Genomic DNA, 13,359 nt, shown 5'->3' with positions numbered 1-13,359 from the left:
ATAGTCTCCTTGCAAGAGGTCAAAGGCCAAGATCGCTCAGGCTTGGGTGGTCGTCGGGGCGACGTCCCAGCGGCCAGTGGAACTTGCGATCTGCTTCAGTGATTGGGTGTTCGTTGATGGAGGCATGGCGTTCTTCCATCAGACCGTTCTCGTCAAACTGCCAGTTTTCGTTGCCATAGGCGCGGAACCAATGGCCGCTGTCGTCGCGATATTCATAGGCGTAGCGCACCGCGATCCGGTTGCCGTCATAGGCCCAAAGCTCCTTGATCAGCCGATACTCCAGTTCGCGCGCCCATTTGCGGGTCAGAAAGGCCTCGATCTCGGTCCGGCCCACGGGAAATTCGGCACGGTTGCGCCAGCGGCTGTCGGGCGTATAGGCCAGCGTCACCTTGGCCGCGTCCCGGCTGTTCCAGCCATCCTCGGCAAGGCGTACTTTCTCGATCGCGCTTTCACGGGTGAAGGGCGGCAGCGGTGGGCGGGGCGTGAGGGTCATTTTGGTCTCCAGTTGTGGCGCGGTGGTCAGCGCCTCTGGTGACAGAGATAAATCACCCCGTTGCGTAAAATAATACAGCATGAAAGAAAGAGATAATTTCACATTTCGATAGCAATCAGGGCAAAATCCATGGACCGCGTTCAAAGCATGCAGGTGTTTGTCGCCGTAGCGGAGGAAGAGGGCTTTGCCGCCGGGGCCCGCCGGGTGGGCCTGAGTGCGCCATCGGCGACGCGGGCGATCAACGGCTTGGAGGCGCAACTGGGCGCGCGGCTTTTTACCCGCACCACCCGGCGCTTGCATCTGACCGATGTGGGACGGCGCTATCTGGACGATGTGCGCCACATCCTGACCTCCTTGCAGGCCGCCGATGACGCGGCGCGCGGGGCGGCCAGCGCCCCCGTTGGGCTGCTGCGGCTGACCTGCCCCAATGAGTTCGGGCGGATTTATATCCTGCCGATCCTGCTGGACTATCTCGATCAATACCCGGAGATGCGGGCCGAGCTGGTGCTGTTGGACCGGGTGGTGAATATCGTCGAAGAGGGCTTTGATGTGGCCCTGCGGATCGGGCATCTGCCCTCCTCAACGCTGTCAGCGGTCAAAGTCGGCGCGGTGCGCCGGGTGGTCTGTGCCGCGCCCTCCTACCTTGAGAGATACGGCACGCCAGAGGGTCCGGCAGACCTTGCTGCGCATCGCATTGTGGCGATCAACGCGGTCTCTTCCGCAACGGAGTGGAGGTTTGGCACCGACCAACAAGACGCGGTGCGCATCACGCCGCAGCTCTGTGTCAGTACAGTTGCGGCCGGGCTGGACGCTGCGCGCGCAGGCTGGGGCATCTGCCGGATGCTGTCCTATCAAGCCGGGCGCGATGTGGCGGCGGGACATCTCGCCTGCCTGCTGGAGGACTATGAGCCTGAGAGCATGCCGATCCATCTGGTTCACACGGAAGGGCGGCGCGCACCGGCAAAGGTACGCAGCTTTATCGATTTTGCCCGCGACCGGCTGCGCGCGGACCCGGTGCTTCAGGCCTTGTCGTCCAGCAACGGATGCGGCGGCTGATCTTTTAGAAATCCAAGCCCAGATCGACCGTGCGTGCCGAATGCGTCAGCGCCCCCGAGGAGATATAGTCCACGCCTGTAGCCGCAATCGCCGCCACCGTGTCGCGTTTGACGTTGCCGCTGGCCTCCAGCGTCAGACGTCCGGCGTTGATCTGGACTGCCTCGCGCAGCTGATCCGGCGTCATATTGTCCAAGAGCACCACGGAGGCACCGCCGACCTCCAGGACCTCGTTCAGCTGATCCAGCGTGTCCACTTCGATCTCCACCGCCATCATATGGCTGGCATGCGCCTTGGTGGCGTCCAGCACCGCGCGAATACCGCCCGCAGCGGCGATATGGTTGTCCTTGATGAGGACCGCATCCGAAAGCGAATAGCGGTGGTTGAACCCACCGCCATGCAGCACTGCGAGCTTTTCCACCATGCGCAGGCCGGGCGTTGTCTTGCGAGTGCAGGTGATGCGCGCCTCGGTACCGCGCGTCTCAGCCACCATGGCTGCTGTCAGGGTTGCAATCCCCGTCAAGCGGCCCGCAAAGTTCAGCGCCACCCGTTCGCCCATCAGGATCGAGGCTGCCTTTCCCTCGATCTCCATCAGCACATCGCCGGGCTGACAGGCGGCCCCATCTGCAACGAGGGTGTTCACCCGCAGGTTTGCATCGACCAACCGGAACGCCAGCGCCGCCACCTGCATGCCGGAGACCACGGCCTCCTCGCGGGCGCGCAGGCGGGCGGAATAGGTCACATCGTCCGGGATTACCGCGCGGGTGGTCACATCACCATAAGAGCCGAGGTCCTCCATCAGGGCGGATTTGACCAAGGGCTCAAGGATCAGAACAGGCAAAGTGGCAAAGCTCATGGGGTCTCCGAGTGGGATAAAGGCGCTTCAAGCAAGCTGTCGCGCAGCGTCTTGGCCGCATCCCACGTCAGACGGGAGCGGTGCGCGAGCGCGGGCAAGGTTTCGGGAAAATCGGACCGTTCATGCGCGCCACGGCTTTCTTCGCGCAGCAATGCGGCGGCGGCGATCATGGTGGCGGCGGTGCAGATGTTTTGAAAGCTCTCGCAATTGGGTTGCTTGGCGCAAAGAGCCGCAATCTCGCGCAGCGCTGTGCGCAGCCCATCCGCGTTGCGTACCACACCAACATTGCGGGTCATGCATTGGCGCAGGGATGCGACACGCGCGGGATCAGCCCCCTCGCCGCCGGGGGTCAACTCAAGATGAACCGGCGCGGCCTCGTGGGTTGTCCCCTGCGCTCGTGCAATATCCTCCGCCGCGCGACGGGCATAGACCAGCGCCTCCAAGAGACCATTGGAGGCCAGACGATTGGCACCATGCAGCCCGGTCGAGGCACATTCACCGCAAGCCCAAAGCCCCGCCAGCGAACTGCGCCCGTCCAGATCCGTGGCGATACCGCCCATATGGTAATGCGCGGCGGCGGCCACCGGGATCGGCGCCTGCGTTGGGTCGATGCCATTGCGCGCGCAGGCACTGCTGACCGCCGGGAACAGCGTGGTGATGTCCGCGCCGATTGCAGCCCGCGTATCCAGAAGCGGGCGCTTGCCCGCCTGCGACTGCGCAAAGATCGCCCGTGCGACCACATCGCGCGGGGCAAGTTCCGCGTCGGGATGTTCGTCCAGCATGAACCGCGCGCCGGTGGCATTGACAAGGATCGCACCTTCACCGCGCAGCGCCTCGGTGGCCAAGGGGGCCGGGTCCTCGCCCACATCCATCGCGGTCGGGTGGAACTGTACGAATTCCGCATCAGCGATCTCGGCTCCGGCGCGGGCGGCCATGCCCAGCGCCTGCCCCCGGATGCGGGGCGGGTTGGTGGTGATCGCGTAAAGCCCGGCGCTGCCGCCCCCGGCCATCAAAACCGCACTGCCGCGCAGCAATACTGCGGCTGATCCTTCAGGCGCGGAAGAAATGAGCCGCGCGCCCGTCACAGTGCCATCGCGGACCTCCAGCCCCTCGGCCAGCACCCCTTCGATTACCTGAATCGAGGGCGTCGCGCGGACCCGTTCAATCAACGCGCGCATGATCTCGGCCCCGGCCTGATCGCCCTTGACCCGCACCACGCGGGCAAAACTATGCGCCGCCTCGCGCGACATCACATAACCGCCGTCCTCGGTCCGATCAAAGGGCGTGCCAAGCGTGGTGAGATCGAGGATATGCTCGCGTGCCTCACGGGTGACCAATGCGGCGACCTCGGCATCCACGGTGCCTGCCCCGGCGCGGGTGGTATCTATGGCATGCGCCTCGGGGCTGTCGCTGACGTCCATCGCGGCAGCCACACCGCCCTGCGCCCAGGCCGAGCTTGCCCCCCGCCCCAGCGGGTCAGGAGAGATCATCACCACCGGGCGCGGTGCCAGCGTCAACGCCGCATAGAGCGCCCCCAGCCCGGCACCGATGATGACGATGCGGTTGCTGTGGACCGCTTCCAAGCCCGCCATGCGCCTGTCAGATGCCCAGCTTGCGCGACAGGTCGATCATCGCCTGCACCGCGTGACGGGCCTTTGCGGCCATTTCGGCCTCAACCTCGACTTGCCCCTCCATCGAGTGCAGCGACCAGAGCACCTTTTCCAGCGTGATCTTCTTCATATAGGGGCACATGTTGCAGGGGCCGACAAACTCGACCTCTGGCAGCTCATCCGCGATGTTGGACGCCATCGAGCATTCGGTAATCAGCAGCGCCTTTTCCGGCTTTTCCTCGGTGACATATTTCAGGATGCCGCTGGTGGAGCCGGAAAAATCGGCCTCTGCCACCACATCCGGCGGGCATTCGGGATGCGCGATCAGCCGGGTGCCGGGGTTCCATTCGCGGAAATCGCGCAGGTCCTTGGCGGTGTATTGCTCGTGCACGATGCAGGAGCCCTCCCACCAGACCACGTTCTTATGCGGCACATCGCGGGCCACGTTCTGCGCCAGATACTGATCCGGCGTCATGATGACCGTGTCGCTCTCCATCGCGCCGACGATCTGCGCCGCGTTGGAGGAGGTGCAGCAAATGTCGGAGGCCGCTTTCACTTGGGCTGTGGTGTTCACATAGGATACCACCGGCGCACCGGGATACCGGCGGCGCATTTCCTCGACCCCTTCGGCGGTGATCGATTCCGCAAGGCTGCAGCCTGCTTCCATGTCGGGCATCAGCACCGTTTTGGAAGGGCTCAGGATCTTGGAGGTTTCGGCCATGAAATGCACGCCGCATTGCACGATCACATCGGCCTCGACCTCTGTGGCCTTTATCGCCAGCTGCAGGCTGTCGCCGCCAAAATCGGAAATCCCGTGGAAAATCTCGGGCGTCATGTAGTTATGACCCAGGATCACCGCGTTGCGCTTGGCCTTCAGGTCATTGATCGCCTTGACATAAGGCGCGTAGAGCACCCAATCGACGGGCGAGACCACCCGCGACATGCGCTGATAGACATCAGACATTGCCTCGGCAAGCTCAGGGTTCGGAGTGAGGTCGTAGTGCTGGGACAACTCGTTCCGCAGCACCGGAATATCGAGCGACATGGCTGGGTGTTCCCCTCGTCTGGTCGCGGGCCACCGTCAGATACGGGCGGCACCGAAATAGCTGGTGGCAACTCCGGCAGAAGTCGCACAACCGGTCAATCCTCGCAGATGGCACTGCAAGTGTGCGCGATTGTGCATAGCGGTCGGACCCCACGGGTGCAAGCGTCGTACCCGGTTGAGGTACACTGCACGTCACATTTTCGTCATGTCCATGGACCTCCCGCCGCGGATCGGCAATCTGGGGCGGCTGGTACACGCAGGACGTCCCTGCCGCACCGCTACGCGTGACATTCCGAACAGGAAAAGGACGATCATGAAACGTTTGTTGTCGCTTGCCCTCGCCTTGGCGCCATTGACCGGCTGGGCGAACCCGGATCCATCAAACTGGAGCGCAGTGCTCCAGGAGGCAGAGGGCCAGACCGTGTACTGGCACGCCTGGGGTGGCTCCACCGCGACCAATGACTTTATCGCCTGGGTGGGCGCGCGTCTGGAAGAAGACCACGACATCACCCTCAACCATGTGAAACTGGAGAACACCGCCGATGCGGTGACGCGGGTGCTGACAGAGAAATCCGCAGGTCAGGACGAGGATGGTGCAGTGGACCTGATCTGGATCAACGGCGCCAATTTTGCGGCGATGAAAGACGCGGATCTTCTGTTTGGCCCCTTCGCCGAGGCGCTGCCGAACTGGCAATATGCGGACACCGAAAACAAGACCCTGCAACATGATTTCACCGTTCCGACCGAGGGTTATGAGTCCCCATGGGCGATGGCGCAGGTGGTGTTCATGCATGACACCGCCGATCTGCCCGCGCGCCTCGGATCGATGGATGCGCTCCTGGACTGGGCCCGCGAACACCCCGGTCGCTTCACCTATCCGCAGCCGCCCGATTTCCTCGGCACGACCTTCCTGAAACAGGCGCTGGTCGATCTGAGCGATGATCCCGAGGTGCTCGCGGCCCCCGTCAATGAAGACAATTATGTCGGGGTGACGGCGCCGCTCTGGGCATTTCTTGAGGAACTGACGCCGCTGTTGTGGCGCGAGGGGCGCGCCTATCCGCCCACCGGCCCGCGCCAGCTGCAGCTGATGAATGATGACGAGATCGATCTGGCGATTTCCTTCAGCCCCGGCGAGGCCAGTACCGCGATCGCCAACTACCAGCTGCCCGAAAGCGTGCGCACTTTCGTGCTTGACAAGGGCACCATCGGCAATGCGTCCTTCGTGGCGATCCCCTACAATTCAGGGTCCAAGGCTGCCTCCATGGTGGTGGCAAACTTCCTGATGTCGCCCGAGGCCCAGTTGCGCGCCCAGGACCCGGATGTGCTGGGTTATGGTACGGTGCTGGACCTGAACGCCTTGCCGGTGCACGACCGCGCCGCTTTCCGCACGCTGGATCTGGGGGTTGCAACACTGTCGCCCGAAGAACTGGGCGCCGTGCAACCGGAACCGCACCCGAGCTGGATGACCCGCATTGCCGAAGACTGGGTGGCCCGCTACGGCGTCGGCAATTGACCTCCTTGCCGGTCTGACCCCCGATGCGCCTGCCCCCAGCCCTGCCGGCTCTGACCATCCTTGCCCTGCTTGGACCGGTGCTGGCGGGGCTGTGGGGCACGCTGAGCGCCGCCCTCGGCCACCTGCCCGCCGCCGCGCTGAACGGCCCGTCGCTGATTGCATTTCAGACCTTGTGGGAGTGGCCGGGGCTGGCATCCTCCGTGCGCCTCAGCCTCGGTACCGGGGTGCTGGCGACGGTGATCTCTCTCGTGGTCACCATGCTGCTGCTGGCAGGGTGGTCGGGAACCCGCGCTTTTCGCGCGCTCCTGGGGGTGCTGTCCCCGCTCCTGTCGGTGCCACATGCGGCGGCGGCCTTCGGGCTTTTGTTCCTGATCCAGCCCTCGGGGTGGATCGCCCGCCTGCTCAGCCCCTGGCTCACCGGCTGGCAGCGCCCTCCCGATCTGTTGCTGGTGCAGGACCCCATGGGCGTCGCGATGGTATTGGGGCTGGTGGTGAAGGAAGTGCCGTTTCTGCTGCTGATCAGCCTCGCGGCTCTGGGCCAGATCGATGCGTCGCGGCGCCTGCAGGTGGCGCAGGCGCTGGGATACGGGCGTGTTACCGCCTGGATTTACAGCGTATTCCCCGCCCTTTACGCGCGCATTCGACTGCCGGTTCTGGTGGTTCTGGCCTATTCCATGTCAGTGGTCGATGTGGCCGTCATCCTCGGCCCCAACACGCCCCCGCCCCTGTCGGTGCAAATCGTGCGCTGGATGGGCGACCCCGATCTGACGCTGCGCACCGTTGCCTCTGCCGCCGCCATGCTGCAGTTCGGCCTGGTTGCCCTGGCAATTGCCCTGTGGTTCAGCGCGGAACGTCTGCTGGCGCGGACCGGACTGCGTCTCGCTTATCGCGGGACACGTGGCAGCCATGACCGCATGGTGCGCGCGGTGGGGTTTGTCTCCGGCGGGGTGATCGTCGGGGCCGTCCTCCTTGGGCTCCTTGGCCTCACGCTCTGGTCGATCGCGGCGCGGTGGAGCTTTCCGGAAGTGCTGCCGGATGGTCTCTCCCTGCGCAGCTGGCAGCGCAATGGCACCGCCATGTTGCCCCCTCTTGCCACCACACTCACCATCTCCCTCGCGGCCACAGCAGCCGGCTTGCTGCTGACGCTCGGGTGCCTTGAAACCGAACAGCGCCGTCAGCTGACGCTGACACAAAAGGGGCTGTGGCTGCTCTACCTGCCCTTGTTGGTGCCCCAGACCGCGTTCCTGCCGGGCATGCAGACCCTGTTGCTCAATCTGGGTGTGGATCGGTCACTTGGCTCGGTGGTTCTGGCGCATCTGGTGTTTGTGCTGCCGTACTTGCGGCTTGCCCTCGAAGGCCCCTATCGCAATTGGGACCCGCGCCAGGCTGCCGTGGCCGCGACCATGGGCGCCTCGGACAACCGGATTTTCCTCACCCTGCGTCTGCCGATGTTGCTGGCGCCGATCCTCACCGCCTGCGCCGTGGGCATGGCCGTCTCCGTCGGACAATACCTGCCGACCCTGCTTGTGGGCGGTGGCCGGGTGCAGACCCTCACCACCGAAGCCGTCGCCTTGGCGGCCGGCGGCGACAGGCGCGCCATCGGCTCCTATGCGCTGGCCCAAACTGCCGCAGCCCTGCTGCCGTTTGCGCTTGCGCTGGCGGTCCCGATGCTGGTGTGGCGCAACAGAAAAGGGTTGCATCATGCCTGACGGGCTGCGCCTCGATAACCTGACCCTGTGGCGAAACGGAACCGCGCTGCTGTCGCTGGATCTGCTGGTCCGCCCGGGCGAGGTCACCAGTCTCATGGGGCCCTCCGGGGTGGGTAAATCAACGTTGCTCGCTGCGATCACGGGACAACTGCCCCCAGGATTCAGCACCAAAGGCGACATTCGCCTGAACGACCGATCCTTGCTCGGCCGCCCTCCGCAGGCGCGCCGCGTCGGTATCCTGTTTCAGGATCACCTGCTGTACCCGCACCTTAGCGTTGGAGGCAATCTGGCGTTTGGCCTGGCCCCCACGATCCCGCGCCGAGACCGTCGCGCCCGGATCGAGGCCGCCCTCGACGCCATCGGGCTGACCGGGTTTCATGATCGGGATCCCGAAACGCTCTCCGGTGGGCAAAAGGCGCGTGTCGCCCTGATGCGCATGCTGCTGTCCGCACCCTCCGCCCTGCTGCTGGATGAACCCTTTTCAAGGCTGGATACCGATCTGCGCGACCAGATGCGCAGGCTGGTGTTTTCCCACGCAGCAGAGCGCCGATTGCCGACGCTGTTGGTGACCCACGATGCCGCCGACGCCACGGCAGCCGGAGGGCCCGTTATCCATCTGCCCGCAACACAGTAGCCAGTGCACGGCGCCACCGCCACTGCACCGGAACTTTCCCACAGGCGCTTTGCCCTTCCTTAACTTGCCCCGCCTAAGCTCGGCCCTGTACGTCGTGTTGCTGAGTGAGAGTTCGACATGTTCCGCCGCGCCATAATCTGGCTTGCCTGCCTGCTAGCTGCCGTGTCGACCTCGGCCGCAGAACCTCTGGAAATCTTTATCGACGCGGATTTTTCCAAGAGTACGGCCTCCGCCACCTCGATCACGCTGGGCGTCCGCACCGCGCTTGACGAGGTCGGACATCGGATCGGCGGTCAGGAGGTCATCCTCCGATCAATGGATCACCGGGGCAATGTCAAACGGTCCTTCCGCCACATGCAGGATCTTCAGCGCAATCAGAACGCCTTGCTGATGATCGGCGGCATGCAATCGCCGTCCTACCTGACCCACCGTGATTTCATAAACGATAACAGGCTACTGACCCTCCTGCCCTGGTCTGCCGCCGGGCCGATCACCCGCGCGGCGGAGGGGCGGGAGAACTGGATCTTCCGGCTCTCTGTCGATGACACCAAATCGGGCCGGTTTCTGGCCGACGCCGCGGTGACGGACGCCGGTTGCGAGTCCATTTCCTTGCTTTTGCTGGACACAGGTTGGGGCAAGGCCAATCATGACCCGCTGGTCGCAGCGCTGGATGCCCAGGGGATCGCCCCGCAATCTGTCCATTTCTTCGCCAACTCGATCGGCGAAGCCGCGGCAGGCACCCTGGCGGAGCGTCTGTCCCGGAATCCGCCGGAATGCATCATCATGCTGTCGAACTGGCAAGGCGGCGCGCTTTTGGTCAATGCCCTCCACCAACATCTGCCCGAGGTTCGCCTGTTCAGTCACTGGGGCATCATGGGCGGTGCCTTCAGCCGCCTTGTGCCGCATGAGGTTCGCAGTGCGCATGGCTTGTCTGTGCTGCAAACCTGCGGGTTGCGGCGGGAACAGGCGGGCAATCAAGTCCTGCGGGCGGCGCTCTCGCGCGCCCTCGAAAGCGAAACCGGCAACCTTGCGGATCTGCCCGCCCCGACAGGGTTTGTCCACGGCTACGATCTGACACGCGTGCTGATCGCGGCGGCCGAACAGGCCGCGACAACACCGGGCTGGTCCGGCACCGTTCAGCAAAAACGCATGGCCCTCAAGACTGCGCTGGAACATCTGCACCACCCCGTCGAGGGGGTCCTGAAAACCTACTCCATGCCCTTCGCGCCCTATTCCGCGCAGACCCCGGATGCCCATGAAGCACTGGGTTTGGGGGACATGTGCCTGGCCCGCTTCAATTCCGCCGGCCAACTCGTGGACATGCACTGAATGCCAACCGATCACAAACTCCGATCCGCCACCATCGCCCGGCGGTTCTGGCTGCTCAATCTGTTGATCCTGACCCTGACCATGATCAGCTCTGCCCTGGCGGTGCGCTTTGTCGCGCTGCCCTTTTTTCGCAGTTATCAATACGAGGCGATCCAGGCCCAGGCCCAGGATTCGGCGGCCCATCTGAACGCATTGCTCATGCACAATCGGTCCATGCTGTCGATGATCGCGCAGGACTCCAACCTGGTGAACATCGCACTGGGGTTCAACAACAACGCGCGCTACCTGCCGGATCTTCTCGACGACTTGCAGATGCCGGAGACGCTGTTGTGGGTGACCTTCTATGACGCGTTCAACGCGCCTCTGTCGCATTACAACGCGCCGGGCCATCCGGGTCAGCTGCGGTTTGGTGCACATGAAATCCGCGATCTGCTGACGCAAAGCCAGGAGGCCACGCCGCCTGATCGCTTGCCGGTGCTGCTCAAAGCCAGCGGCACCGAGGCCTTTGTCGTCATGGCGACACCTGTCCTTCACCAGGGTTATGTCGAAGGCGTCCTCGTGAGCGGCTACAGGCTCGCCACGGACCAGATTTTTTCCGCCAACGGAATTGCCACGCGGACCTACCTCGTCCAGCCGCTCAGTGGGATCCTGCAACGCAGCACTGCCCAGGTGCGGGCCCTGAGCGACTTCCGCCTGTCTGTCGCCCTGGTTCCGGACGAGGCTGCCGTGCTGTCAGCCGGACGCGCGGTGATGGCCAACAGCATGACCGCGATCGCGGTGGTTCTGATCGGCGGCTTCGGTCTGTTTGCATTGGTCGGCAAGGCGGTGATCGTTGCCCCCCATCGCAAGCTCGAAGCCAAACAGGCCGAACTGCGCGAACTCGCCGCCATCGCGGAACGCGCCAGCGATTCGATCCTGATCACCGACATCGAAGGCCGGCTGGTCTGGGCCAACCCCTCCTTCGAGAAACTCACCGGTCATCTGGTCGAGGATGTCCGCGGCCTGAAACCCGCAAAATTTCTGCAGGGTCCGGACACGGATCCCTATACCAGAGGCCGGATTCGCAATGCGTTGGAGGCCCGCGAGGCAATCCAGGTTGAGATCCTCAACTACCGTTGCGACGACAGCCCCTACTGGATCAGCCTCAGCATCTCGCCGCTGCAGACGGATCGCGGCACGCACTACGGGTTCATGGCGATTTCAAACGACATCACAGAAGCGCGGGCCCAGCGCGAGGCGATCGTGGCTGCAAAACTGGAAATTGAACATCAGGCCTTGCACGATCCTCTCACCGGGCTGCCCAACCGGCGCGCATTGGACAACGCGCTGCAGGACCGCGCCGATGACAGCACGCAGCATTCGACCATAATCCGCATCGACCTCGATCATTTCAAATACGTCAATGACACCATGGGTCATGATGCGGGTGATTTCATCCTGTGCGAGGTGGCACGGATCCTGCGCGAGGAAACCAAAGCGACGGATATTGCCGCCCGCGTGGGCGGGGACGAATTTGTGCTGCTGCTTTCGCCCGGGGCGACGTCGGAGGAGGGTCGAAATCTCGCGCAGCGCATGTTGGATCGGATCAAGATACCCAAGTATTTCGACAGCAAGTCGATCCGCGTTGGCGCAAGCTTTGGCGTCGCCAGCACCCATGAGGATCTGCTAGATCTGGATCAGCTCATCATCGGCGCGGACGCGGCGCTCTACGCGGCCAAGGATGCCGGCCGCAATCGCATCCGCATCTACACCGAGACCCTGCACCACATGGTTCTGGAACGCCGGACCCTGGCCCGGGAATTGCGCCGCGCGGTGGCGCGGCAGGAATTTGTGCCGTTCTTCCAACCGCAGTTTGACGCCCACACCCACGAGATCGTCGGAGTCGAAACGCTGGTGCGCTGGGACTCACCGGTACTGGGGATGTTGCCACCGGGGCAATTCCTGCCCGTGGCCGAACAGCTGTCGCTGGTCGAGGACATCGACAACCAGATCTTCGCAAAGGCGATGAAGCAAACCGACAGCCTGCGGCCGCTCGGCATCCAGATCCCCAAGGTGTCCGTCAATGTCACGGTGGAGCGCATCCACAACGACCAAGTGTTCGAACAGATCCGGGCGCAGCGCAAAGACGGCCCCAAAATCGTGTTCGAGATCCTCGAATCCGTATTGGTCGAAGAACAAAGCGACCTGTTCCGCTTTGGGCTTGATCGGCTGCGAGAGGCCGGCGTGCAAATCGAAATCGATGATTTCGGCTCCGGGCACGCTTCGATTGTCGGGCTGATGCATCTGCAACCGGATGCGATGAAGATCGATCAACGGCTGATCCGCCCGATCCTAAATGACCCTATCGCCCTGGGATTGCTGCGACATATCGTTGGGATGGCCAATCTGATGGATCTGAAGATCGTTGCCGAAGGGGTCGAAACCCTGGAACACGCTCAGGTGCTCCGGGATATTGGCTGCCATACGTTGCAAGGCTATGCCTTCTGCAAACCACTTCCGATCAAGGACCTGAAGGTTTTCATTCTGCAACACGAGGCGCGCCTCCGCCTGCAATCACGCAGCTCCTGACAGGGCTGGCCAACCGCCCCCTAGGCGGCCTAAGTCAAGGCGAACAACGGGCCCGTTGCAACACCTTCGCACGGGCACGTGCCTTCTGACAGGCAACAGCCGTAAAGGGGTCAAAAAGAGCAATCTGATTGAAAACCCAGTCGCCAAACCTGTTGGCAAGTTGGTGCGGTCGAGAAGACTCGATTGTCGATCTTCTCGACCGCGTCCCACAACAACTGTTATTTTTCAGTGACTTAAGCGGAAAATTTACATTCCCAAAAAGGAATTTGTGCAAAGCGTGTACAAAGACCGTGCATAGAAATGCAGCCGAATCGAACCCCGTCAGGGGGCCTCTTCGTCTTCGCTGCCCGCCGCGTCAGCCGGTGGATTGCCACCGATACCGGGGGGCAGGTGCGCGTCGGCGCGGCGGTACATTTCCCGTTCCATTTCTCGCTTCTGCTCGCCTGCAGCGTCCTTGCTGTCCTGCTGGAAGCCTGCGGGCGTCAGCCCGCGCTGTTCCCTGATTGCTTCAATCTTGGTCGCGTAGATGCCAAGTCGACTCATTGCTCT

11 protein-coding genes are annotated in these 13,359 nt (G+C 63.3%); 6 read left to right on the top strand and 5 right to left on the bottom strand.

Going from position 1 to position 13,359, the window contains the following annotated elements; all coding sequences use genetic code 11:
• Positions 1–19: 19 nt before the first annotated feature.
• Complete coding sequence (locus tag ACXAF5_RS05535) at positions 20–493, bottom strand: nuclear transport factor 2 family protein (RefSeq protein WP_474945838.1); 474 nt, start codon at positions 491–493, stop codon at positions 20–22.
• Positions 494–622: 129 nt separating this feature from the next.
• Between ACXAF5_RS05535 and ACXAF5_RS05530 the strand changes: the two genes are divergently transcribed.
• Entirely contained in the window at positions 623–1,549 is a 927-nt protein-coding gene (locus ACXAF5_RS05530; protein ID WP_474945837.1) for a LysR family transcriptional regulator, read from the top strand.
• A 4-nt stretch (positions 1,550–1,553) separates the two neighbouring features.
• Here the strand turns inward: ACXAF5_RS05530 and nadC are convergent, their stop codons facing one another.
• Genes nadC through nadA form a run of 3 tightly spaced genes read right to left on the bottom strand, consistent with a single transcriptional unit; the run spans position 1,554 to position 5,057 of the window.
• Entirely contained in the window at positions 1,554–2,402 is an 849-nt protein-coding gene (nadC, locus tag ACXAF5_RS05525) for a carboxylating nicotinate-nucleotide diphosphorylase (RefSeq protein ID WP_474945836.1), read from the bottom strand.
• Complete coding sequence (locus ACXAF5_RS05520; RefSeq protein WP_474945835.1) at positions 2,399–3,994, bottom strand: L-aspartate oxidase; 1,596 nt, start codon at positions 3,992–3,994, stop codon at positions 2,399–2,401. The genes nadC and ACXAF5_RS05520 overlap by 4 nt, the downstream gene beginning before the upstream one ends.
• 7 nt (positions 3,995–4,001) lie before the next feature.
• A complete protein-coding gene (gene nadA, locus ACXAF5_RS05515; protein ID WP_474945834.1) occupies positions 4,002–5,057 on the bottom strand; it encodes a quinolinate synthase NadA in 1,056 nt (351 codons plus the stop codon).
• Between the two features lie 313 nt (positions 5,058–5,370).
• Here nadA and ACXAF5_RS05510 point away from each other — a divergent pair, with 313 nt between their 5' ends.
• From ACXAF5_RS05510 to ACXAF5_RS05490, 5 genes are all read left to right on the top strand, one after another.
• A complete protein-coding gene (locus tag ACXAF5_RS05510) occupies positions 5,371–6,570 on the top strand; it encodes an ABC transporter substrate-binding protein (RefSeq protein ID WP_474945833.1) in 1,200 nt (399 codons plus the stop codon).
• A gap of 23 nt (positions 6,571–6,593) precedes the next feature.
• Entirely contained in the window at positions 6,594–8,279 is a 1,686-nt protein-coding gene (locus ACXAF5_RS05505; RefSeq protein WP_474945832.1) for an ABC transporter permease, read from the top strand.
• Positions 8,272–8,913, top strand: coding sequence for an ATP-binding cassette domain-containing protein (locus tag ACXAF5_RS05500; protein WP_474945831.1), 642 nt, complete (start codon positions 8,272–8,274; stop codon positions 8,911–8,913). The genes ACXAF5_RS05505 and ACXAF5_RS05500 overlap by 8 nt, the downstream gene beginning before the upstream one ends.
• A gap of 117 nt (positions 8,914–9,030) precedes the next feature.
• A complete protein-coding gene (locus ACXAF5_RS05495) occupies positions 9,031–10,242 on the top strand; it encodes an ABC transporter substrate-binding protein (protein ID WP_474945830.1) in 1,212 nt (403 codons plus the stop codon).
• Complete coding sequence (locus tag ACXAF5_RS05490) at positions 10,243–12,810, top strand: putative bifunctional diguanylate cyclase/phosphodiesterase (RefSeq protein ID WP_474945829.1); 2,568 nt, start codon at positions 10,243–10,245, stop codon at positions 12,808–12,810.
• Positions 12,811–13,131: 321 nt separating this feature from the next.
• Here the strand turns inward: ACXAF5_RS05490 and ACXAF5_RS05485 are convergent, their stop codons facing one another.
• A complete protein-coding gene (locus ACXAF5_RS05485; protein WP_474945828.1) occupies positions 13,132–13,353 on the bottom strand; it encodes a hypothetical protein in 222 nt (73 codons plus the stop codon).
• Positions 13,354–13,359 lie beyond the last annotated feature (6 nt).

The organism is Epibacterium sp. ABV4_022 (genome assembly GCF_056159345.1).
The sequence above is the reverse complement of the archived record's forward strand: the minus strand, read 5'-3'. Positions and strand labels throughout refer to the sequence as shown.

What these genes read in the sequence shown, in the direction of transcription:
- ACXAF5_RS05535 (WP_474945838.1), bottom strand. Translation starts at nt 493, where the DNA reads ATGACCCTCACGCCCCGCCCACCGCTGCCGCCCTTCACCCGTGAAAGC.
- ACXAF5_RS05530 (WP_474945837.1), top strand. Translation starts at nt 623, where the DNA reads ATGGACCGCGTTCAAAGCATGCAGGTGTTTGTCGCCGTAGCGGAGGAA.
- nadC (WP_474945836.1), bottom strand. Translation starts at nt 2,402, where the DNA reads ATGAGCTTTGCCACTTTGCCTGTTCTGATCCTTGAGCCCTTGGTCAAA.
- ACXAF5_RS05520 (WP_474945835.1), bottom strand. Translation starts at nt 3,994, where the DNA reads ATGGCGGGCTTGGAAGCGGTCCACAGCAACCGCATCGTCATCATCGGT.
- nadA (WP_474945834.1), bottom strand. Translation starts at nt 5,057, where the DNA reads ATGTCGCTCGATATTCCGGTGCTGCGGAACGAGTTGTCCCAGCACTAC.
- ACXAF5_RS05510 (WP_474945833.1), top strand. Translation starts at nt 5,371, where the DNA reads ATGAAACGTTTGTTGTCGCTTGCCCTCGCCTTGGCGCCATTGACCGGC.
- ACXAF5_RS05505 (WP_474945832.1), top strand. Translation starts at nt 6,594, where the DNA reads ATGCGCCTGCCCCCAGCCCTGCCGGCTCTGACCATCCTTGCCCTGCTT.
- ACXAF5_RS05500 (WP_474945831.1), top strand. Translation starts at nt 8,272, where the DNA reads ATGCCTGACGGGCTGCGCCTCGATAACCTGACCCTGTGGCGAAACGGA.
- ACXAF5_RS05495 (WP_474945830.1), top strand. Translation starts at nt 9,031, where the DNA reads ATGTTCCGCCGCGCCATAATCTGGCTTGCCTGCCTGCTAGCTGCCGTG.
- ACXAF5_RS05490 (WP_474945829.1), top strand. Translation starts at nt 10,243, where the DNA reads ATGCCAACCGATCACAAACTCCGATCCGCCACCATCGCCCGGCGGTTC.
- ACXAF5_RS05485 (WP_474945828.1), bottom strand. Translation starts at nt 13,353, where the DNA reads ATGAGTCGACTTGGCATCTACGCGACCAAGATTGAAGCAATCAGGGAA.